Source organism: Micromonospora sp. NPDC049171 (assembly GCF_040648275.1).
Taxonomy (GTDB): domain Bacteria; phylum Actinomycetota; class Actinomycetes; order Mycobacteriales; family Micromonosporaceae; genus Micromonospora.
Window position 1 is genome coordinate 19,201 of sequence record NZ_JBEZDJ010000014.1, and the last position, 21,275, is coordinate 40,475.

At 72.2% G+C, this 21,275-nt stretch carries 18 protein-coding genes; 10 read left to right on the plus strand and 8 right to left on the minus strand.

Annotation, left to right across the window (positions count from 1 at the left end):
• Positions 1–102 precede the first annotated feature (102 nt).
• From AB0B14_RS18765 to AB0B14_RS18780, 4 genes are all read left to right on the plus strand, one after another.
• Positions 103–1,722: a hypothetical protein gene (locus tag AB0B14_RS18765; RefSeq protein WP_357523218.1), complete on the plus strand. Its 1,620-nt coding sequence runs from the start codon at positions 103–105 to the stop codon at positions 1,720–1,722.
• A gap of 52 nt (positions 1,723–1,774) precedes the next feature.
• Complete coding sequence (yaaA, locus tag AB0B14_RS18770) at positions 1,775–2,572, plus strand: peroxide stress protein YaaA (RefSeq protein WP_357523220.1); 798 nt, start codon at positions 1,775–1,777, stop codon at positions 2,570–2,572.
• Positions 2,573–2,680: 108 nt separating this feature from the next.
• Positions 2,681–3,343, plus strand: coding sequence for a hypothetical protein (locus AB0B14_RS18775; RefSeq protein ID WP_357065528.1), 663 nt, complete (start codon positions 2,681–2,683; stop codon positions 3,341–3,343).
• A gap of 126 nt (positions 3,344–3,469) precedes the next feature.
• Entirely contained in the window at positions 3,470–4,387 is a 918-nt protein-coding gene (locus AB0B14_RS18780; protein WP_357065616.1) for a TAXI family TRAP transporter solute-binding subunit, read from the plus strand.
• A gap of 9 nt (positions 4,388–4,396) precedes the next feature.
• Here AB0B14_RS18780 and AB0B14_RS18785 read toward each other — a convergent pair whose 3' ends face one another.
• The 3 genes from AB0B14_RS18785 to AB0B14_RS18795 form a co-directional block, all read right to left on the minus strand.
• Positions 4,397–5,845 carry an ATP-binding protein gene (locus AB0B14_RS18785; RefSeq protein WP_357523222.1) on the minus strand — a complete coding sequence of 483 codons (1,449 nt, stop codon included), beginning with the start codon at positions 5,843–5,845 and terminating at the stop codon, positions 4,397–4,399.
• A gap of 9 nt (positions 5,846–5,854) precedes the next feature.
• A complete protein-coding gene (locus tag AB0B14_RS18790) occupies positions 5,855–6,511 on the minus strand; it encodes a response regulator transcription factor (RefSeq protein WP_357065524.1) in 657 nt (218 codons plus the stop codon).
• Between the two features lie 83 nt (positions 6,512–6,594).
• Positions 6,595–6,906 carry a hypothetical protein gene (locus tag AB0B14_RS18795; RefSeq protein WP_357065523.1) on the minus strand — a complete coding sequence of 104 codons (312 nt, stop codon included), beginning with the start codon at positions 6,904–6,906 and terminating at the stop codon, positions 6,595–6,597.
• Between the two features lie 115 nt (positions 6,907–7,021).
• On the opposite strand from AB0B14_RS18795, the gene AB0B14_RS18800 reads away from it, so the two are divergent.
• The gene (locus AB0B14_RS18800) at positions 7,022–7,360 is read left to right on the plus strand and encodes a DUF952 domain-containing protein (protein WP_357523224.1); all 339 of its coding nucleotides are present in this window, start codon (positions 7,022–7,024) and stop codon (positions 7,358–7,360) included.
• Between the two features lie 75 nt (positions 7,361–7,435).
• On the opposite strand, the gene AB0B14_RS18805 is transcribed toward AB0B14_RS18800, so the two are convergent.
• The 3 genes from AB0B14_RS18805 to AB0B14_RS18815 form a co-directional block, all read right to left on the minus strand.
• The gene (locus tag AB0B14_RS18805; RefSeq protein WP_357065613.1) at positions 7,436–9,127 is read right to left on the minus strand and encodes a CDP-glycerol glycerophosphotransferase family protein; all 1,692 of its coding nucleotides are present in this window, start codon (positions 9,125–9,127) and stop codon (positions 7,436–7,438) included.
• A 280-nt stretch (positions 9,128–9,407) separates the two neighbouring features.
• Positions 9,408–11,516 carry a DUF6077 domain-containing protein gene (locus AB0B14_RS18810; RefSeq protein ID WP_357523226.1) on the minus strand — a complete coding sequence of 703 codons (2,109 nt, stop codon included), beginning with the start codon at positions 11,514–11,516 and terminating at the stop codon, positions 9,408–9,410.
• A gap of 139 nt (positions 11,517–11,655) precedes the next feature.
• Complete coding sequence (locus AB0B14_RS18815; protein ID WP_357065518.1) at positions 11,656–12,294, minus strand: TetR/AcrR family transcriptional regulator; 639 nt, start codon at positions 12,292–12,294, stop codon at positions 11,656–11,658.
• Between the two features lie 178 nt (positions 12,295–12,472).
• Between AB0B14_RS18815 and AB0B14_RS18820 the strand changes: the two genes are divergently transcribed.
• The 4 genes from AB0B14_RS18820 (at position 12,473) to AB0B14_RS18835 (ending at position 17,553) form a co-directional block, all read left to right on the plus strand.
• On the plus strand, positions 12,473–13,366 hold the full coding sequence (locus AB0B14_RS18820) for an ABC transporter permease (RefSeq protein ID WP_357065516.1): 894 nt from the start codon (positions 12,473–12,475) through the stop codon (positions 13,364–13,366).
• 34 nt (positions 13,367–13,400) lie between these two features.
• Positions 13,401–14,177, plus strand: a complete 777-nt coding sequence (locus AB0B14_RS18825) for an ABC transporter ATP-binding protein (RefSeq protein WP_357065610.1) — start codon at positions 13,401–13,403, stop codon at positions 14,175–14,177.
• A gap of 135 nt (positions 14,178–14,312) precedes the next feature.
• Entirely contained in the window at positions 14,313–15,830 is a 1,518-nt protein-coding gene (locus AB0B14_RS18830; protein ID WP_357523228.1) for a bifunctional cytidylyltransferase/SDR family oxidoreductase, read from the plus strand.
• A gap of 34 nt (positions 15,831–15,864) precedes the next feature.
• A complete protein-coding gene (locus AB0B14_RS18835; RefSeq protein WP_357523230.1) occupies positions 15,865–17,553 on the plus strand; it encodes a CDP-glycerol glycerophosphotransferase family protein in 1,689 nt (562 codons plus the stop codon).
• A gap of 234 nt (positions 17,554–17,787) precedes the next feature.
• On the opposite strand, the gene AB0B14_RS18840 is transcribed toward AB0B14_RS18835, so the two are convergent.
• On the minus strand, positions 17,788–18,708 hold the full coding sequence (locus tag AB0B14_RS18840) for an RNA polymerase subunit sigma-70 (protein WP_357523232.1): 921 nt from the start codon (positions 18,706–18,708) through the stop codon (positions 17,788–17,790).
• A gap of 137 nt (positions 18,709–18,845) precedes the next feature.
• On the opposite strand from AB0B14_RS18840, the gene AB0B14_RS18845 reads away from it, so the two are divergent.
• Complete coding sequence (locus tag AB0B14_RS18845; RefSeq protein ID WP_357523234.1) at positions 18,846–19,562, plus strand: DUF899 family protein; 717 nt, start codon at positions 18,846–18,848, stop codon at positions 19,560–19,562.
• A gap of 379 nt (positions 19,563–19,941) precedes the next feature.
• Here the strand turns inward: AB0B14_RS18845 and AB0B14_RS18850 are convergent, their stop codons facing one another.
• Positions 19,942–21,246 carry a hypothetical protein gene (locus tag AB0B14_RS18850; RefSeq protein WP_357523236.1) on the minus strand — a complete coding sequence of 435 codons (1,305 nt, stop codon included), beginning with the start codon at positions 21,244–21,246 and terminating at the stop codon, positions 19,942–19,944.
• Positions 21,247–21,275: the final 29 nt, after the last annotated feature.

Genomic DNA, 21,275 nt, shown 5'->3' on the forward strand with positions numbered 1-21,275 from the left:
TCCGCCCCGGCCAGGCGAGCCGATCCCGGCTGCGCCGATCCGGCCCGGCCCGCCCGCCGTCCGTGAAACACTCCGGTCGGGACGACGACGGGGGCGTTGGTCGTGTCGCATCCAGAGCAGCACCGTGGGCGTTGGCGCCCACGACTCGACCGACCGGCGCTCGTCGCGCTGCTGTTCGGGCTGGCCGGCGTCGGTTATCGGCTGGTTCTGACGCTGTTCACGGTGCCGGCCTCGAACAGCGACGAGGCCACCTTCGGCCTCGCCGCGCTGCACATCGGGCAGGGCCGGGAACGCCCGGTCTTCCTGTACGGCCAGCACTACATGGGGATGTTGGAGTCGTACCTGGCCGCGCCCCTGGTGGCGCTGGCCGGGCCGAGCTGGCCGGTGCTGCGGCTGCCGATGCTCGTGCTGTACGCGCTGTTCCTCTATCTGATCCACCGGCTGACCCGCCGGCTCTGCACACCCTGGTTCGCCACAGCCGTCGTCGGCCTGCTCGCGCTCGGCGGCGAGCGGGTGGTTCGCGACCAGCTCACCGTCGTCGGTGGCCGACCGGAGGTGAAGCCGGCGGTGCTGCTGATGCTGCTGATCACAGTGGGGTTGGCGGCCGGCACGGTGCGCCGTCGGCGGCTCGCCGTCGCGCTGTTCGGCCTGCTCGTCGGGCTGGCCGCCTGGTCGGACTGGCTGATCCTGCCGTACCTGGCGGTGGCCGGGCTCGCCCTGGTGTGGGCGGTGCGGCGGGAACTGCTCGGCTGGTCCGGCCTGCTGCTGGTGGCCGGGGTCGTGGTCGGGATCGCGCCGATGGTCCTCGACAACCTGCGCGCCGGGCCGGGTGAGGACTCGCTGACCGTGTTCCGGGAGGTCAGCACCAAGGCCGGTCCGTCGCCGCCGTGGTCCGACCGGATCCGAGGCGGCCTGCTGGAGGGTGTACCGCTGGCACACGGGCTCTGCCCGGTGGAGGGCTGTGGACGCTGGCAGCAGTGGTTCGGGGTGGCGTACCCGGTGCTGCTGGTGGTCGGCGCGGCGCTCGCGGCACTCGCGTACCGCGGGGCGGCCGCGGGGCCACGCGGGGACCGGGTCGGGCCGGTCGTGCAGCTCGCGCTTGTCGCCGGTGCGGCGTTGACCCTGTTGTCGTACGTGCGCAGTCCGCTCGCCGCGACCAGCCCGCTGGACAACGCCCGTTACCTGTCGGTGCTGCAACTGTCGCTGCCGGCGGTGCTCTGGCCGCTCTGGGTGGCGGCGCTGACCGCCTGGCGGGGCACCAGCAGCGTGCTCGGCCGGGTTGCCGGCGCGCTGTCCGCCGCCGTGCTCGTCGCCCTGGCCGCGACCACGCTGGTGATCACCGTGCTCTTCGCGACCACCGGCACCGCCGCGTCGCGCACCGAGGAGCGCCAGGCCCGGGAGTTGGCCGCCGCGCTGCGCGCCAACGGCCCCCACCAGGTGTACGGGGACTACTGGACCTGCAACCGACTGATCTTCAACACGGACGAGACGGTGATCTGCGCGGTGCTCGACGGTGACCTGTCCCCCGGGCAGAACCGCTACCGCCCGTACTGGCGGCAGGTGGGGCGGGCCGAACGGCCGGGCTACGTGGTGGAGGTCGACTCCCCGATGGACCGGCGGCTGCGCCGACTGCTCGCCGACCGGGCCGACACCACGCCGGTCCGGGAGGTCGGCGGCTATCGCGTGTACCACCCCAAGGCCCCGGTGCGGCCCTGGCGGTAACGGCGGGTCGTACGCTGGCCGGGCCGCCGTCCCGCCCGTCGAGGAGACCCCGATGCTCATCCTGCTGCCGCCCTCGGAGGGCAAGGTCGACGCCGGCACCGGGCGGCGCTGGGCCCCGGAGCGGCTCTCGCTGCCCGAGCTGAACCCGGCCCGCGAGCGGGTGCTGGACGCGCTGGTGACGCTGAGCGCCGGACCGGACGAGGCGACGGCGCGGGCGGCGCTCGGCCTCAGCGAGGGCCAGCGGGGCGAGCTGCGCCGCAACGCCCGGCTGCGGGAGGCGGCCACCGCTCCGGCCGAGCGGCTCTACACCGGGGTGCTCTACGAGGCGCTGGAGCTGGCGTCGTTGCCGGTCGCGGCGCAGCGGGCGGCCCGCCGGTCGATCCTGATCAGCTCCGGGCTGTGGGGCGCGGTGCGGCTGGCGGACCGGATCCCCCCGTACCGCTGTCCGATCGGCGCCCGCCTGCCGGGTGTCGGGGCGTTGTCGGCGTACTGGCGTCGGGAGCTGGCACCGGCGGTGGACGCCGCCGCCGGCCGGGGCCCGGTGCTGGACCTGCGCTCCGGCGCGTACGCGGCCACCTGGACGCCGCGCGGGGAGCTGGCCGAACGGACCGTCACCGTGCGGGTGCTGCACGAACGGGAGGTCGACGGCGTGCCGGTCCGCTCGGTGGTCAGCCACTTCAACAAGGCGACCAAGGGCCGGTTGGTCCGTGACCTGCTCGTCGCCGGTGCCCGGCCGCGCTCCGCCAGGGAGTTGGTCGGCACGCTGCGGGAGTTGAAGCACACAGTCGAGGAGCAGGCCACCGCGCCCGGCCGGGTGCGGCAGGTGGACCTGGTGGTCGCCGACCTGTAGCGGCGGGCGGCAGCCGCAAGATTTGCTCAAGGCTGGGCCGGAGGAGTTCCGTAACGGCGGCAAACCGGCCACGGTAGGGGAACCCAGACTCCGACGAGGGAGCCTTCGTTGACCCGCGAACCCGCCCTGCTCGACCGGCCGCGCTCGGCGGCGCCACCCCCGCTGGACTGGCTGACGCTGGGCGACGCGTTCGAGGCCGCCTGCCTGCTGCGCTGCACACCGTCGCCGACCGCCGCCCGACCGAACGCGGCGCTCCCCGCGCACCTGCCCGGGGTGGAGTTCAACCGGGAGGACGCCGCGCAGCGGATGCGGCAGTTGCTCGCCCGGTTGGACATCCCGGTCACCCACGAGGTCGCCGTCGGGGGTCTGCGCCGCCGCTACGAGCTGCACCGGCTCTGGGTGCCCCAGGAGCAGCGCGGCACGTACACCCGGATGTTGGACGCGGGCTGGTGGCAGGGGCGGCGTGAGCTGCTCGGTGGGCCGCTGCCCGGCGCCTCGCCGGCACGCCGGCGGTTGGTGACCCGACTCGCGGCGGCGGCCTGGCGGTCCGCCCTGCTGGCGGCCGGCCGACACGTCCGCCGGCACATCCTCGGTGTGCGGCTCACCGACCGGGAGTTGGCGGCGGTGCTGATCCGCAGCGCCGCCGTGCTCGACGTTCCGGCCCGGCTGAGCGCGGGCACCGGCTGTTTCCTGGTCAGCGTGGCCGACGGCCCGGACCGGACGCGGATCCTGAGCAACGCGAAGCTGGAGCCGGCCCGCCCGGCCTGCTGACCGGCGCGCGGGCCGCACCCGTCCGGCCCACCGCCCGCACGGAGCTTGCGCGCACCGGTCCGACGGCGCACAGTGCATCGCGTGAGACGTACCTCATTCCGCCGGCCCCGGCGCCACCGGGCGAGGCTGGCGGCCCTGTTGACGGTGCTGCTGACCGCGACCGCGAGCTCCGCCGGTTGCCAGGACGCCCCCACCGAGCCGATGTTGATCCGGATCGCCACCGGCAGCCCCACCGCCGTCTACTACGCGTTCGGGCAGTCGCTGGCGACCATCCTCAACCGGGAACTGCCCGACGTCGACGCTCGCGTGGTGATCACCGCCGCCTCCGCGGAGAACGTCCAACTTGTCGAGTCCGGCCGGGCGGAGCTGGGCTTCACCCAGGCCGACGTCCTGCCCACCAGCACCGCGGGAAGCTCCTCGGTCCAGGCGGTCGCCCGGGTGTACGACGACCAACTGCACCTGGTCACCACGGCTGGAGGGCCGGTGCGCAAGCTCGACGACCTGCGCGGCCGGCGAGTCTCCGTCGGCGCACCCCGATCGGGCACCGAGATCACCGCGACCCGGCTGCTGGAGGTGGCCCGCCTCGACGGCGACACGGTACGCCGTACGCGGCTCGGGCTGGACGACTCGGTGACGGCGCTGCGCTCCGGGCAGATCGACGCGTTCTTCTTCTCCGGTGGGCTGCCGGTGTGGGGCATCGAGAACCTGGCCCGGCAGCGTGCCACCCGGATCGTGGACCTCAGCGAGTGGACCGAGCAGCTGAGCTCGTGCTACGGCCAGGTCTACGTCTCCCGGGACATCCCCCGCTCCGTGTACGGGGTGGACGCGGTGACCACGGTGGCCGACCCGAACTATCTGGTCGTCAGCGCCAGCCTGCCGGAACCGTTGGTCCGGGAGGTGACCCGCCTGCTGATGGACGGGCGGGCCGAGCTGGCCGCCGCGCATCCCGCGGCGGGGCGGATGAGCCCCCGCTCGGCGATCGTCACCGCGCCGCTGACGCTGCACCCCGGCGCCGCCGCCTGGTACCGGGAGGCCAAACCCTGACGGCGGGTGCTACCGCGTCAGGGTGGGCCGCCAGTCGGTGACCGGCACGTCGTCCACCGGCTCCGCCGACAGCGCGGGCTCCGGCTCCGGCTCCGGCGCGGGAAACCACAGGGCGGCCACCAGCCCGCGCGTCTCCCCCGGGCGCATGGTGAGCCGACCGTCGGACGCGTCCACCAGCACGGCGGCGATGGTCAGGCCGAGCCCCGCGCCGTCCACGTTCTGCGCGTCCGGCGCCCGCCAGAACCGCTCGGTCGCCTGGCCGAGCTGACTCCCGGTCATGCCCGGGCCGGAGTCGCGCACCTCCAGGGCCACCCCGTCGTCGCGGCGGGCCACGGTCACCGTCACCGCCCCGCCGGCCCCGCTGAACTTCACCGCGTTGTCGATGAGCGCGTCCAGCGCCTGGTCGACGGCGGTCGGCACGGTCTGGGCGTACGCCGGGGCGTCGGTGGTGGTCAGCCGCAACGCGACGGAACGGTGCCGGGCCAGCGGCGCCCACGCGGCCACCCGGGACGCGGCCACCGCGGCGGCGTCCACGGTGACCCGCTCGTTCTCCTCCCGCTCGGCGCGGGCGAGGGTCAGCAGCGCGTCGAGCACCAACGCCAGCCGGTCGGTCTCCTCCAGGGCCAGCCGGTGCTCGGCCCGGCCCTCCGGGTCGGTGAGGCTGGGGCCCAGTTCCTCCACCCGCAGCCGCAGCGCGGTGAGCGGGTTGCGCAGCTGGTGGCTGGCGTGCGCGACGAAGGCACGCTGCCGGTCCATCACGTCGGAGACCACGTCGGCCATGTGGTTGAAGCTGGCCGCCAGGCGACGGAGCTCCGGCGGGCCCGGACGCTGCTGCACCCGGGCACCCCGGTCGCCCTCGGCGATCTCGTGGGTGACCGCGTCCAGCTCGGTGACCGGGCGCAGCACCCAACCGGCCAACCCGAACGCGGTGAGCACGCAGGCCAGCACGGCGAGCAGGCCGGCCAGGGCGAGCAGCAACCACCAGACGGTGACCGCCCGGCGGATCGGGTCGGCGGGGGTCACGATCACCACCGCGCCGAGCACCTCACCACCGTCGTTGATCGGCACCGCCACCACCACCGGGCCGGTCGTCCACGGCCACACCAACTCGGGGGCGCTGGTCTGCTGCCCGGACAGCGCCATGTCCAGCACCGACGCGGCCCCCACACCGGGCTGCCAGCTCGGCGACGCGACAGATGTGCTCCCGTCCCGGTCGACGATCGCCGCACCGATCGCGTAGAGGTTGTCGTAGCTGGTCAGCTCCGACTCGATCGGGCCCGGCCCACCGTCGCGCAGCGCCGGCCCGGCCAGCGAGGCGAACCGGGTCGCGTCGGCGAGCCGGTCGGCACGGACCTGTTCGGTTTCGCGACTGGCCATGGTGACCGCCAACGGCGTCTCCAACGCGATGAGGACGAGCACCATCAGCAGCAGGTAGCTGATCACCAGTCGACGACGCATGTCCGCCCCTCACGCATCGCGCAGCCGGTAGCCGACGCCACGGACGGTCTCCACCAGCCGGGCGTCGCCGAGTTTGCCGCGCAGGGACCCGACGTGCACCTCGACGGTGTGCCGGTCGGCCCAGGTGGTGCCCCAGGCGTCCAGCAGGATGCGGTCGCGGGGCACCGCCACCCCCGGCTGGCGGGCCAGCGAGAGCAACACGTCGAACTCCTTGCGGGTCAACGTGACGGCCCGGCCGTCCACGGTCACCGTCCGCGCGGCCACGTCGATGTGCACCGACCCGGCCTGGATGAGGTGCCGCTGCGGTGCGGCGTTCGCGGCCCGGCGCAGCACCGCCTCGATCCGGGCCTGCAACTCCACCATCGAGAACGGCTTGACGACGTAGTCGTCCGCGCCGAGACGCAGGCCCAGCACCCGATCGCGTTCCTCACCCCGCGCGGTCACCGCGATGATGCCGAGCTGGCTGCTGCGCCGGCGCAACTCCCGGCACAGGTCGGTGCCGTCGCCGTCGGGCAGGGTCAGGTCGAGCAGCACCAGGTCGCACGGGGCGGCGGAGAGCGCGGCGGCGACGGTGGCGGCATGCTCGACCTCGTACCCCCGGCGGGTGAGGGCGGAGGAGAGCGCGGCGGCCACCCGGCGGTCGTCCTCCACCAGCAGGATCCGCACCCGTGCCCCCGTCCGTCGCAGCGCTGTCCTGCGCATGGTGGCAGAAACGCGCACCCGGCGGAAAGCCGCGTGTCGGGTCGGACCTACAGGCCGAAGACGTCGTCGGCGGTGGCGTCCCGGACGCCGTCGGTGAAACCGCGGAAACCCGGGTCCTCGTGGCTGGCCGGCACGCTGGTGACGGTGACCCCGCCCGCCTGGGTGACCGCGTCGACCAGGGGCGGATAGTCGATCTCGGCGTCGTTGAAGGCGTCGTCGTCCGCCTCGGCCAGGTTGATCACGTGCTGTACGTCATCGGACGGGGTGTCCGGGTCCTCGGCCCACTCACCACCGGCCCGGTAGCACTCGTCGTACAGCGCGCGCTGACTGTCGGTCCAGTCGTCGTCGTAGCTCTGCATCGCCCATCCCTCCGCGGCCCTTGACCTGAGCATGCCCGGCCCGGGGCGACGGGCGCGGCGGTACCGAGGAAAACCGGGCGAGTGTGCCGACGGCACCCCCCCGTAGGCTGCGACGGTGATCTACAAACTGTTGTCGAGCGCGGAATGGGACGACGCCCTCGCCGCCGGCGCCTTTCCCGGCTCCGCCGTGGACCTGCAGGACGGCTTCATCCACCTCTCCGGCGCCGACCAGGTGGTGGAGACGGCGCGACGGCACTTCGCCGGCGCGACCGGGTTGACCCTGCTGAGCGTGGCGGAGGACCGGCTGGGTGACACCCTGCGCTGGGAGCCGTCGCGCGGTGGGCAGCTCTTCCCGCACGTGTACGGCCCGCTGCCGGTCGCGGCGGTCATCGCGGCGCGGGCGTTGCCGGCGGACACGCCGGCCGCCGACGCGGTGGCCGCGCTGCTGGGTTGAGCCGGAAGCGCCCGGCCCGAGAGGTGTCGGGTCGGGCGCGCAACGGGGCTCAGCGGCAGAGCCGCGCAACGGGGCTCAGCGGCAGAGGCGGTCGATCTCCTCCTGGAACCGGTCCATCGGGTTCGCCTCGGCCGGGCCGAGCAGGTAGGTCTTCAGCTCACGGCGGGCCTCGGTCATCGGGTCGTCACCGGCCCGGGTCAGCGCCACGATCTTCTCCAACTCGCCGCAGTCCTTCGAGAGCAGGTACGCGGCCCGAGCCGTCGGGTACTCCCGGCGGAAGTCGTCGTCCGACAGGCCGGCCGGGTTGGCCACCACGTACGGCCGCTGACTCTGCACGAAGTCGGAGACCACACTGGACACATCGCTGATCAGCAGGTCGGTCTGGTTGAAGCAGTCGAACAGCGCCGGCGTACGGCCGGTGACCACCAGGTGCGCGGTGCCGTCCAGGGAGGACGCGTTCGGGTCGCCGCCGGCGGCGCGGATGGCCGCCACGACCCGGTCGTGCACCGCCCTGGCCGCCCTGGACCGCGACCCGGTGAGCGGGTGCGGCTTGTAGATCAGACGCAGCCGGGGCGTCGTGGCGAGCAGCCCCTTGACGATCCGCTCACCCATCAGCACCAGGGAGGTGTGGTACGGGTCGTCGTCGAGCCAGCCCTCCCAGGTGGGGGCGTAGAGCACGGTGAACGGCCGGTCCACGAACTCGGCGCCGAAGGTGTGCACGCCGGCGAGCTGCGGGCGGCCGATCTCGACGATGTCCGAGTCGAGCACCCCCACACCGGCGCGCGCGTAGCGCTCCCGGCCGGCCAGGCCGGCGACCCAGACCTCGTCGTACACCTTGCTGTAGGGGTTGACGCTGGCCTGCTTGTCGCTGTCGCCGTGCCCGACGAAGACGTGCTTCGTGCTCGGCTCACGCAGCATGTGGATGTTCGCGCCGACGTTCGCGGAATAGAGCGCGGCGCGGATGCCGGTGAGGTCGAGGTTCATGAAGTCGACACCGGTCGGCACACAGATCACCGGCAGCCGGGTGTCGGCCAACTCCAGGAACGCGTCCCGGTTGCGCAGCAGCACCACCGCGCGCTGCTGGAGCGCCTCGGTCGGGGCGAGCCACATGTTGGCCTGGTAGACGTCCTTGGCCGGCCCGGCGAAGTAGAGCGCCACCTCGGGCCGGTAGGTGTCCAGCCAGCGCTGCACGGCCGGCAGCAGCGGCCCCTCCCCCGTACTCCGGCCCCGGCCGCGCAGCCAGGTCAGCGCGGTGATGGCGCCCACCAGGCCGGTCGCCACGACCGCCACCGCGGCGGCGCCGAAGAACGGCGTCGGGTCGTGCCGCACCGCGGCGGCCACGGCGGCCGGCACCAGCAGCAGGTTGAGCAGGGGCATCCGGTCACCGGTGACCGCCGCCACCCACGCTGGCAGTTGCGGGGCGGAGCGCAGCTCACCCAGCTCGATGTTGCGCACCATGGCGGAGAGCGGGTTACGACGCTCGATCATGATGGAGAGCGCCCCGGCGAACACCGACACGACCCACACCGCGGCCGGCAGCGCCAGCAGCAGGGTCAGCTCACCGCCGCTGAGCCGCACCTCGGCGGCGACCAGCAACACGGCCGCGAGGTCCCGGGTCAGCTGCCGGTACGACCAGTGCAGACCCACCTTCTCCAACAGCAGCTGCGACATCGGCGACCAGCGGGCGGCGGCGAACTCGCCGATCACGGCGGCCAGTCCGGCGACGGCGAACAGGCCCACCCAGCCGAAGACACCCGCGACGAGCATGACCAGGTAGGCCAGCACCAGCAGCGCGGCGCTGACGGCCACTCCGATGCGACCTGAGAACGTGCCGAACAACGAGTTCGCTCCCTACGATTTCCGTATCGGGCTGGGCTCGGTCTGCGCAGACCACAAGCCGGGACCGCAGCGCCTGGTGGACGCTCGTCACGTCACGGCAGCCCCCGGCTGACGAACGTGACTGCGACCCTAACGCGAGACTGCGTGATGGTATCGAGCGGGTATCCGTGCGGAAAACCGACCAAACCGACCGCCAACCCGACCCGCCTCAGGATCCGCCGGTGGGCGAGCCGGGGCGATAGCAGACCATGGCGCCCGGCGCCTTGCGCGACGCGAAGGGTGCCAGCCCCAGGGCGGGGGTCGCCGCCGCGCTGGCGGTGTTGCTCTTCCACAGGCACACCATGCCCACGCCGACCCTGGCCATAGCCTCGGCGACCGCGGGAACGGAGATGGGTTCCGTGCCGTCGGCGAACCTCGCGAGCAGCAGCCTGTCCTGCGCGAACGGCGTCTCGGGTCCGTAGTCGGTGAGATACAGGTCGCGGGGCAGCACCACGCGGACCTCCGAGGTGACCTGCGGGAGCGCCCGCATCACCGACGACGGTGCGAGGACCAGGCCGGCCGGGTGGTCCAGCTTCTCGATCCAGAAGGAGGCGGCCTTGCGGTTCTCCGGCATCCGCCAGGTCGGCTTCGCCTTGATCACCTGCCCCTCCCACATCGGCTTGCCCTGGGTGAAGAAGAGGAACACCAGGACGACGGGGAGGGCGAAGGCGAGGACCCGGCTCGTCCGGGCCAGCCCGGGCAGGCGGATGACCGCGAGGACACCGACGAGCGCCGGCACGGGCAGGATCCACGGCACCCGCCAGAGCACGGCCGTCAGCCCGCTGAGGTCACCGCCGAACTTCAACAGGCCGGGGACCATGAGCACCGTGACCGCCAGTGCGGCGCCGACGGCCAGTTGCTGCGGCACACCACGACGGAGCAGGAGCGGCGACCACCAGACGGCGAGGCCACCGATGACGCCGAGGACGCCGAGCCACAGCGTCAGCTCGTAGATGGTCCGCAGCGGCAACAGCGGAGAGTACGTCGCGGCGGCCTCCTCCACCCCACCGCGCAGAACCTGGACGAGCACCCCGGACAGCAGGGGGTAGACCGAGAGCACCGCGAAGCACACGATGGCCTCCCGGGTGCGCCGCGTGGCGAGCAGCACCGCGCCGGCCGCCGCGGCGAGCAGCGGCAGCAGGAAGACCGCGGTGGTGGTGTAGCCGACAGCAGCGACGGAGAGCAGGGTGAGCAGGAGCAGGGCCCGCCGCGAGCGGTGCTCCAGGTAGTCGGTGAGGTACACCCAGGCGAGTGGGATCAGCGCGTGGACGAAGACGCTCTTGCCCTGGGTCAGCCGGGGCAGGTGGTAGGTGTTCAGGGCGTCGGCGTAGTACGCCACGAGCAGGATGTAGGCCGCCGCGACGCCGAACGCGACGAGCGGGCGTCGCGGGGCCCAGCGCAGCACGAGCCGCCACAGCGCGAAGACCGCGAAGACGGCCAGCACCGGCAGCAGCAGATACCACAACACCGACGCCGTGTGCACGTGCAGGGCGCGGGCGAGCGCCCCGATGAACACCTCGAAGGAGGGCAGCGGCGGGTTCGCCGAACCGCCCGGCAGCACGCCCTCGGTGAACAGGAAGTCCTTGAACGGGATGTTGTCCCGGTCGGCGACCCAGACCGACTTGCCGACGTAGAAGACGTCGTCGAGCGACACCCGGTCGATCAACGTGGCGAAGTAGGCGGCGGCCAGGGACACGACGATGACCACGTACCCCTGCACGGGGGTGGTCCGCTGGCCGGCCGGCGCGGCGACCGCGTCGGTCGCCCCGCCGCGGCGGGGCAGGGTCAGCCAGGCGGAGACGACCGAGACCAGGCCGAGCCCGGCGGCCAACCACCAGCTCACCGTGCCACGACCGAGGGCGGCGAACAACGCCGCGCCGAGGGCGGCACCGACCGGCAGCGCGTACCGACGCAGCAGCGACGCGCGGTCGGCGGGCACGTCGGTCGGGGCGGGGACGGCCTCGTCGTCGGCCTGCCGCGCCACCGGGTCGTGACGACGCAGCCGCCAGGCCGCGTACGCCGCGACCGGCTGCAGGACGACCCAGATGAGGAAGATGACGGACGGGCGCAGGTCGAGGCCGAGGTTGAGGTGGTAGAGCAGCGTCCAGATGGCGAAGCTCACCACCGCCGCGTCGGTGCACACCACGGGTGCGGCCGCCACCGCGGCGTTGAACCGCCCGATCAGACCGCGGCCCCGTGCGGGTCGAGCACCCGCGCTCGGGGTGTCCTTCTGGCTGCCTGCCGCTGAGGCCACAACAGCGTCTTCGACGTGCGTCACGGGGCGTCCTTGTCGTCCGGCGGCGGGTTGAGGGGCGAGAAGCGGATGTCTGACCGGTGACCGGCCGGGGGTCAGGGGGCAGCGTAGCGGAATCGGACAGCGGGACCGCCGCTGCGGGCGACGGAGTGTCGGAGGCTGGTCAACCCGATATCGGGGCTGTTCGGGGACGGGGTAGGGCGCTGTCGGCGCCGAGCCCGGCGGCCACGGATTCGACCAGGTTGTCGAGGTAGCTGTCGGTGAGAGGGAGACGGGCGATGGCCAGCCGCCAGTAGAGCGGGCCCACGATGAGGTCGACCGCCGCGTCCGGGTCGGTGTCGGCGGGCAGTTCGCCGCGCCGCACGGCGTGGGCGACCAGGCGACCGCCGATCTCCTGCTGACGGGCGTGCAACACCTGACGCAGGGTCGCGTCGATGCTGGGGTTGCGGGCCGCCTCGGCCAGCAGGTCCGGGATGATCTGCGACGCCAACGGGTGGCGCAGCGCGTGCGCCACCGCCTGGAACAGCAGCGTGAGGTCACCGCGCAGGGTGCCGGTGTCCAGTGCCGGCAGCTTGCCGTGCGCCGCCGCGGCGACGATCTCCAACACCAGGTCGAGCTTGGAGTTCCACCGTCGGTAGATCGCCGTCTTGCTGACGCCGGCGCGACGAGCCACCGCCTCGATGGAGAGCCGGCCGTAGCCGACCGCGGCCAACTCCTGCGTCAGCGCGCGCCGGATGGCCGTGGTGATCTCGCCACGAAGCACGGCCGCGCCGGCCGGGGCACGCCTCTTCTCGGTCGTCACCAGGAACTCTTATCGCAGGTCACGGGGCCCAGGGTAGCGCAACGACGGTACGGTTGCGTCCCGACGTGTTTCGGACTACTGTCCTCGCAGCGACGAGGCGGCGCCCCGCGCACATCTCCCACTAGGATCCCATCGTCGTGAGCCACCCGTCTGCACGAAAGATCGGAGCGCCATTTCCATGGCCACCACCGCGCTGGTCGACCCCGACACGGGCCTGACCCAGGCGCAGCTGGCCGCTCGGCACGGGCTACGGGTCGCCGGTGAGCGCCCCAGCGTCGTCGAGTACAGCCGCCAATTGTGGGCCTACCGGCACTTCATCGCCGCGTACGCCAACGCCAAGCTGGTCGCCTCCTACAGCAACGCCAAGCTGGGCCAGCTCTGGCAGGTGCTCACCCCGCTGACCAACGCGGCGGTCTACTACCTGATCTTCGGGGTGGTGCTGGCACAGAACGAGATCCCGAACTTCATCGCCTACCTCACCACCGGGCTGTTCATCTTCAACTTCACCCAGAGCGCGGTCCTGGCCGGCACCCAGTCGATCAGCAGCAACCTGGGGCTGATCCGGGCGCTGCACTTCCCCCGGGCCAGCCTGCCGCTGTCCACGACGTTGACGCAGTTCCAGCAACTGCTGGCGTCGATGGTGGTGCTGATCGGCATCGTGCTTGCCACCGGGGAACCGATCACGCTGGAGTGGCTGCTGCTGGTGCCGGCCCTGTTCCTCCAGGCGGTGTTCAACGCCGGCGTCGTCCTCGTGGTGGCGCGGCTGGGCAGCAAGTCCAGCGACCTGAAGCAGGTCATGCCGTTCATCATGCGCACCTGGATGTACGGCTCCGGCGTCCTCTACAGCGTCAGCCTCTTCGAACGGCTGCCGAGCTGGGCGACGACGCTCGTGCAGTACAACCCGCTGCTCGTCTACATCGAGCTCGCGCGGTACACGCTGCTGGAGGAGGCACCGCTGCTCAACGAGTCGCTGGCCCAGCTCTGGCTGGTCGGCGGTGGGTGGGCACTGCTCGCCGGCTTGGGCGGTTTCATCTACTTCTGGCGCGGCGAACAGGAGTACGGCCGTGGTTGAGCACTTCGAGACCCCCACCGAGGCGACCGCGACAATGACCGCGTCGCAGGAGCGCATCCCGACCGTGGTGGTCGACGACGCGCACATCATCTACCGGGTGCACCAGGGTGCCGCCGGTGGCACCACGCCGGTGGCCGCGCTGCGCCGGCTGGTCAAGCGCACCAACGCACCGAACATCCGGGAGGTGCACGCGGTCAAGGGCATCTCCTTCACCGCGTACCGGGGCGAGGCGATCGGGCTGATCGGCAGCAACGGCTCCGGCAAGTCCACCATCCTGCGGGCCATCGCCGGGCTGCTGCCGGTCAACCGGGGCGCGATCCACACCCAGGGGCAGCCGTCGCTGCTGGGCGTGAACGCCGCCCTGCTCAACGACCTCTCCGGCGAGCGCAACGTCACCCTCGGTTGCCTGGCCATGGGCATGCACCCGGACGACGTGGCCCAACAGGCCGCCGGGATCATCGAGTTCTCCGGGATCAACGAGCGGGGCGACTTCGCCAGCCTGCCGATGCGGACGTACTCCTCGGGCATGGCGGCCCGGCTGCGGTTCTCCATCGCCGCCGCGAAGAAGCACGACGTGCTGCTCATCGACGAGGCGCTCGCCACCGGCGACAAGGGCTTCCGCAAGCGCAGCGAGCAGCGGGTGCGCGAGCTGCGGGAGGGCGCCGGCACGGTGTTCCTCGTCAGCCACCAGCTCTCCTCGGTCCGCGACACCTGCGAACGAACGATCTGGCTGGAATCGGGCGTCCTGCGGATGGACGGGCCCACCGACGAGGTCATCCGGGCCTACGAGGCGTACGCGAACAGCAAGTAGGCCGCCGGCATCGACACGGCACCACGGACCGCGTCGCCCACGTTGGGGCGGCGCGGTCCGCGCGTTAAGGTTCATCCCGTCGCCGCTCGGGCGGAACCTTCCGTTAACGCATCCGAAGAGAGTGAGGATCCGGCAATGACGCAGGACCAGACCACTGGCCCGGACGCCGTGGCGGAGACCCCGACGCCGTGGCGGCCCTCGCGGACGGTGGCCGTGGTTCTGGCCGGAGGCACCGGGACGCGGCTGGGCCTCGGCATCCCGAAGCAGCTGCTGAAGATCGCCGGCAAGCCGATCATCGAGCACACCCTGGCGGTCTTCGAGGCGGCACCGGAGATCGACGAGATCATCGTGCTGATGGCGACCGGCCACGTCGACGACGCCCGGCAGATCGTCGAGAAGGCCGGCCTGCGCAAGGTCACCAAGGTGATCGAGGGTGGCGACACCCGCAACGCCACCACCCGGATCGCACTGGACGCGGTCGGCCCGGTGGACTGCAACATCCTCTTCCACGACGCGGTGCGCCCGCTGCTCAGCGGCCGGATCGTGCGCGAGTGCGTCAACGCGCTGTGGACCTACGACGCCGTGGACGTGGCCATCCCGTCCGCGGACACGATCATCCAGGTGGACGACAACGACTGCATCACCGACATCCCGGTGCGCTCCCGGCTGCGCCGTGGGCAGACCCCGCAGGCGTTCCGCTCCCCGACCATCCGCGAGGCGTACCGAATCGCCGAGGACGACCCGGACTTCGCCGCCACCGACGACTGCGGCGTGGTCCTGCGGTACCTGCCCGGCACCCCGATCAAGGTGATCGACGGCTCCGACGAGAACATCAAGGTCACCCACCCGGTCGACGTGCACCTGGCGGACAAGCTCTTCCAGCTCGCCGCGGCGCAGGCACCCCGACTGACCGACCACCGCAGCTACTCCGAGGAGCTGACCGGCCGCACCATCGTGGTGTTCGGCGGCAGCTACGGCATCGGCCACGAGCTGGCCGAGCTGGCCCGACGCTACGGCGCGCAGGTCTTCCCGTTCAGCCGTTCCAGCACCGGCACCCACGTGGAGCGGGCCGCGGACGTCGAGGCCGCGCTGACCACCGCCTTCGAGGCCACCGGCCGGATCGACCACGTGGTGGTCACCGCCGGGGTCCTGGAGAAGGGCGCCCTCGCCGAGATGGACGAGGAGACGATGGACCGGGTGCTCCAGGTCAACTTCGTCGGCCCGGTGACCATCGCCCGACAGGCCCTGCCCTACCTCCAGCAGACCAAGGGCCAACTGCTGCTCTACACGTCCAGCTCCTACACCCGGGGGCGGGCCCGCTACGCGCTGTACTCGGCCACCAAGGCCGCGCTCGTCAACCTGACCCAGGCGCTCGCCGACGAGTGGGCCGACGTCGGCGTCCGCGTCAACTGCATCAACCCGGAGCGGACCGCCACGCCGATGCGCACGCGGGCCTTCGGCGAGGAGCCGGAGCACACCCTGCTCGCCGCGGAGGCCGTCGCCCAGTCGTCACTGGACGTGCTGATCTCCGACCTGACCGGCCAGGTCATCGACGTACGCCGGGCGCCCGGCGACGGGCCCGCGCCGAGCGTGCCGGCCCAGGCCGGGCCGAGTCAGGTCCAGGCGACGGCCGGCGCGGCGCCGACGAGCTGACCCCGACCGGCGGCGGAACCACGAACGGAGCGACATGCGCGGCGACCTGGTCCGAAAGCTGGCCGCCCGGTGCCTGAGCACTGGGTTGGCGGTGCTGGCCTTTGTCGTGCTGGCCCTCACCGGCGCCACCGGCTGGGGGCTGGCGTTGGCTGTCGCCGCGCTGGCCGCCTCGGCCGCCGAGCAGCGGATCCGACCCACCGCCGACCTCGTCGCGGAGACGACGCTGATCGCCGCCGCGATCCTGGTCGGCTACTCCCGACGGCTGGACGACGGGCTCAGCCTCACCCTTGTCGCCACCGCCCTGGTCCTGCTGGGGCTGGTGCTGCTGGTGGGGCCCCTGCGTACCGCCGGCAACCTGGAGATCCGCGCGGCCAACCTGCCGGTCCGCGCCTGGACGCCGCTGGTCGCCGACCGGCTCGGCACCATCCTGCTCGGGTTGCTCGCCGTCCTGGCGTTCGCCGCCGCGCTCACCCTGCCGGCCGGTGTGGCGTTGGCCGCGAGCCTGCTGGTCGGCGTCGGCACCGGTGTGGTCGCCCTGGACCTGGCCCGGCGGCGCTTGCGGCCGGGAGCCGGTGGCGGGCCGGTGGCTCGGGCGCTGCGCCGCCACCAGCCGGAGTTCCTGCTCTACTTCTCCGCGCCGCCCGGCTCGGAATACCAGGTCACCATGTGGCTGCCGTACCTGCAACGGATCGGCCGGCCGTTCCTGGTCGTGCTGCGCGAGCCGGAGTTCCTGGCCCCGATCGCCGCCGCCACCGACGCCCCGGTGGTCTACTGCCCCACCCTGCGGGCGATGGACGAGGCGCTCGTGCCGAGCCTGCGGGCGGCGTTCTACGTCAACCACGGCGCGAAGAACAGCCACTGCATCCGCTTCACCCAGCTCACCCACGTGCAACTGCACCACGGCGACAGCGACAAGGCGCCGAGCGCCAACCCGGTGTCGGGGATCTTCGACCGGATCTTCGTGGCCGGGCCGGCGGCGATCGACAGGTACGCCCGTGCCGGCGTGCGGATCCCGGCGGACAAGTTCGTGGTGGTGGGCCGCCCGCAGGTCGAGTCGATCCAGGTACGCCCGGAGCCGGCTCGGGGGTTGGCGCATCCGACGGTGCTGTACACACCGACGTGGACCGGGCACCACGCCGACGCCGACTACTGCTCGCTGCCGGTGGCCGAAGGGCTGCTGCGGCGGCTGCTGGAGCGCGGCGCGACGGTGATCCTGCGAGCCCACCCGTACACGGCACAGAACCCGGCCTCGGCCCGTCAGTTGGGCCGGCTGACCGAGCTGCTCGTCGCCGATCGGGCCAGCAGCGGTCGCCCGCACGTGGTCGGTGCGGCGGCCCGTGAGCTGAGCCTGACCGAGTGCGTGAACTCCTCGGACGCGCTGGTCTCCGACGTGTCCGGGGTCATCTCGGACTACCTCTACTCCAGCAAGCCGTACGCGGTCACCGACATGGGTGACGAGGGCGACCGGTTCACCGAACGGTTCCCGCTGGCCGCGTCGGGTTACGTACTGCGTCGGGACATGTCCAACCTGGACGGTGTGTTGACCGCGCTGCTGGACACCGATCCGCTGGCCGCGGAACGCTGGGCCACCCGCCGGCGTTACCTGGGTGACTTCCCCGCCGAGTCGTACGCCGAGGCGTTCCTGACCGCCGCTCGTCGGGAGTTGGCGGCGACGGAGACCCCCGCGGCCGAGCGTTCGCCGCAGCTCTCCCCCCTCGCCTGACCCCCGAGACGCGCCCTGGTACTCCAACGTCACTTGGCTTCGGCGTTGGGCGTGGCGCGGGCATGGGGACGGCCACCGCGTTGATCATCGATGGTGTGTGCGGACAACCGAAGATCGTGCGGTCGCCGTGTGCCACAGCGTAGACCCGAGCGGGTGGCGACGAACATCCCAAGCCCGAGCCCGGCGATCCCACTACCAGCGCAGGCTCGGCCACTTAGCTTGAGACTTACTCGTCTAGGGCTCGAGCGTGGCGGGCATGCTGAAGGCGGCGACGTGACGGGCACCGATGAAGGCGTTGCTCTCTACGATCTTCCCGTTCTCGATCCGGAGTACGTCGACGACCAGCGCCTCATAGTGCGGGCTGCCGGGCCGGCGGAGATAGTTGATCAGTGCCGGGCGCCCGTTGGCCGAGGTGGGGAAGGTACGCCAGTCGAGCGGTCGGCCGAGGAACTCCGCGGCCGCGTCGATCCCGACGACCGGCGGCTCGGGCGGCATCGTGATCCGTACGTCCTCGGCGAGCAGTCCCCGGACCGTCTCCGGGTCCTTCGCGTTGGCGTAGCGGCGCAGGATCTCTTCGTCCTCGCTGGTGAGCTGCGGGCGGCGCCAGTCCTGTGGGTCCGACGGAGCGCGCCGCCGGAGGGTGTGGCGGGCCCGCTGGAGGAGGCTGTTGACGGCCGCTACGGCGGTGTCGAGCGCGCCGGCGATCTCCTGCGGCGTCCAGCCGTAGACGTCGCGCAGCACGAAGGCCGCCCGCTGCCGCGGCGGCAGGTACATGAGCGCTGCGATCAGGGCCAGCTCGACGGTCTCCCGGGCGGCGAGACCGGTCTGCGGATCGTCGGCCAACAGGGCGTCTGGATAGGGACCGAGCTCGGTGGACCACTCCAGCGGGTCACCATACGGAATCGTCCGGTGACCGGCCGCCTTGCGGCTGTCGAGGAAGACGTTCGTGGCGATCCGGTAGAACCAGGTGCGCGCCGACGCCCGACCCTCGAAGCGGTCGCGAGCCCGCCAGGCACGCAGGAAGGCCTCCTGCACCAGGTCGTCCGCGTCGGTGACGTTCCCTGCGAGGCGGTAGCAGTGCACGTGTAGCTCGCGCCGGTGCTCGTCGAAGGCGCGCTGCAGCCAGACCGCCTGCTCGTCAGGCGAGTCGGACATGTGATCTCCCCGGGGCTGAGTGGTCCTCACCACCGTACTGACGACCGCGGACCCCATCCGTCATCGGTCACCGATGACGATCGCCGACTCGGTCGTCTGTACCTGTGACCAATCCCCACCCCACGAAGGAGACAGCCATGACGGCAACCCCCGCGTCCAGCGCGGCCACGCCCCCGGTCGTCGACCGGGAGACCTGGCTGCGCGAGCGCAACGAACTGCTGGTCCGGGAGAAGGCCCATACCCGCGAAGGAGACGCGATCGCAGCCGCTCGTCGCCAGCTGCCGATGACCTTGATGCCGACGGTGACGGTCCAGGGCCCCGGCGGGGACACCCCGCTGGTGGAGGTTTTCGAGGGCCGCCGGATGCTCATCGCCTACTTCCACATGTGGCACGACGGCAAACCGTACGGGGAACAGTGTGAGGGGTGCACCTTCTCGACCTGTCACATGCAGATGCTGGACTACCTGCATGCCCGGGACGTCACCTACGCCGTGTTCTGCAACGGTCCCTACGACGAAAGTGCCCCGTTCGCGGAGTTCATGGGCTACCCGTTCCCGTGGTATTCGGCGAAAGACTCCGACCCGGCTCTGGCCGACGGTCGTGACTTCGGGTTCATCGCCTGCTACCTGCGCGACGGCGACCAGGTCTATGAAACCTACTGGACCACCGGGCGGGGCGTGGAGGCGTTGACGACCAGCTACCACGCCTTGGACCTCACCGTGTACGGCCGGCAAGAGAACTGGGAAAACTCACCCCAAGGTTGGCCGCGGGTCAGTGGTCACCCGTGGCGGCTCAACGGCCGCCCCACCGCCCAATGGTCACGCCCCGGCGTTACGCCGGCGGTGACGTCCTGACGCTCGGCGGGTCGATGGCTATCCACCACATGGCCGCCGGGCCCCGGATCGACCACGGCACCGTCACCGGCCATGACGCGGCGCTCGTGTTGCTACGCGCCGCCACGGCGGCTTACCGCTGCTGGATGGCGGCCGCACTCGTCCGGCTGCGCAATCGACCGATCACGGACCTGCTCCGTTGGGAGCACCTGGCCATGGGGGCAAGCCTCGCGGCCATGATCTTCTTCATGAGCCAGCCGAGTAAGCCAGCCGGCAGATCAAGCGACGTTGGAGTACTAGCGCCTGTTTCATAAGGGCGGTCGAGCCGAGGCGGAGTCCGGGCGGGCGGCGGTCGTCGTCCGGGCCCGCCGCAGGCCGGCCAGTTCTTATGAAACAGGCGCTAGCCCAGGCCGAGCCGTTCCCCCGCGTTCAGCTCGATCCGGACGATCCCGGACGTGCCGGCCGGCGCGTGCCATTCGGCTGTCGCGGGACCGTCGGCCGACTCGGGGAGCGAGAACTCCCACGGTTGGAGTTCGGCGGCGGTGACGACGGTCCGCAGCACCTCCTCGGCGCCCATCAGCGTGGCCCCGAGGTGTGCCACGATCCTCTGCCGCCCGTCGGCGAGGGTCTCGCTACCGACCGACTCAATGTCCTCCTCGTCGATCCCGACGACGTCCCGGACGACGGCTGCGGCGTCCGCGACCGGCCCGACGACGTCGACAGTCAGCACGACCCGTACGGCGTCCCGCAACGCCTCCTCGATCGCGCTGATCAACTCGGCCTCGGCCGGACCGTCCTCGTCCCGGCCCCGCAGCCCCATCTCCCGGGTCTCCACCGGCCGGTCGACCGGCCCGGGGTCGAACGGGTCGATGGCGGTCCGCAGGTACAGCGCCTCGACCGTCGGCGCATCGGCGAGGGGCCGGGTCGCCTCCATCGCCGCCACCATCCAGACGCCGAGCGGTGACCTGCGCAGGCGCCCCGTCAGCAATCCGAACTCGGCGGCCAGAGCGTCCACCCCGGTCCCGAAGGGAGCCTGCGGTGACACCTCGACCAGGGGCAGCACCAGAAGCAGGACTAGACCCCAGACGTCCCCGTCGACCGCCACCGGGTGGAGGTCGACGGACCACACGTCCGCCCGCCCGAGCAGTGGAAGGCAGCGGACCAGGGCGGTGTCGAGATCCGGGGCCGTCAGCCGGGCGTGCACCCGGGCCACCACGTCGTCGTCGGACGCCGCCGCCGGCAGTCGCCTGACCCGTCGCCGGACGGCGAGGACGGATGCGTCGGCGGGCAGCCACTCCGGCGGATCCCACCACTCCTCCGCCGCGTCACCGACCGCGCCGACGGACACGCTCAGCGGCGTCACCCCGTCGGTCGTCCGCTCCGGACCGGCGGCGAACCCCCACGGATGGCCGGCGGCCGTCTCGCCCACGTCGAGATCGCCACGGCCCCACCGGAAGCGCTCCAGCAGCGGAGCGGCGAACTGGCGCACCGCCTCCCCGCCGGACGCCGACGGGGCGGCCGGCGTCAGCGTCAGGCCCAGGTTGACCCCGCTGCGGGGGCCGTCGACCTCGGTGCGGGACGCCGTGACGCTCACCGCGCCGAGCGACGCGACGAGCGGCCGGCAGCGACGTGCCGCGTCGTCGAGTCGGGTGTCGACGACGTGCAGGCTCACGGTGGTGATCAGGGCTTGCTCGACTGTGGACATCAACGCGGGATGGTAGGCGTCCGGGTATG

What these genes read in the sequence shown, in the direction of transcription:
- yaaA (WP_357523220.1), top strand. Translation starts at nt 1,775, where the DNA reads ATGCTCATCCTGCTGCCGCCCTCGGAGGGCAAGGTCGACGCCGGCACC.
- AB0B14_RS18785 (WP_357523222.1), bottom strand. Translation starts at nt 5,845, where the DNA reads ATGCGTCGTCGACTGGTGATCAGCTACCTGCTGCTGATGGTGCTCGTC.
- AB0B14_RS18795 (WP_357065523.1), bottom strand. Translation starts at nt 6,906, where the DNA reads ATGCAGAGCTACGACGACGACTGGACCGACAGTCAGCGCGCGCTGTAC.
- AB0B14_RS18805 (WP_357065613.1), bottom strand. Translation starts at nt 9,127, where the DNA reads ATGCTCGTCGCGGGTGTCTTCGGCTGGGTGGGCCTGTTCGCCGTCGCC.
- AB0B14_RS18820 (WP_357065516.1), top strand. Translation starts at nt 12,473, where the DNA reads ATGGCCACCACCGCGCTGGTCGACCCCGACACGGGCCTGACCCAGGCG.
- AB0B14_RS18825 (WP_357065610.1), top strand. Translation starts at nt 13,401, where the DNA reads ATGACCGCGTCGCAGGAGCGCATCCCGACCGTGGTGGTCGACGACGCG.
- AB0B14_RS18830 (WP_357523228.1), top strand. Translation starts at nt 14,313, where the DNA reads ATGACGCAGGACCAGACCACTGGCCCGGACGCCGTGGCGGAGACCCCG.
- AB0B14_RS18835 (WP_357523230.1), top strand. Translation starts at nt 15,865, where the DNA reads ATGCGCGGCGACCTGGTCCGAAAGCTGGCCGCCCGGTGCCTGAGCACT.
- AB0B14_RS18840 (WP_357523232.1), bottom strand. Translation starts at nt 18,708, where the DNA reads ATGTCCGACTCGCCTGACGAGCAGGCGGTCTGGCTGCAGCGCGCCTTC.
- AB0B14_RS18845 (WP_357523234.1), top strand. Translation starts at nt 18,846, where the DNA reads ATGACGGCAACCCCCGCGTCCAGCGCGGCCACGCCCCCGGTCGTCGAC.
- AB0B14_RS18850 (WP_357523236.1), bottom strand. Translation starts at nt 21,246, where the DNA reads ATGTCCACAGTCGAGCAAGCCCTGATCACCACCGTGAGCCTGCACGTC.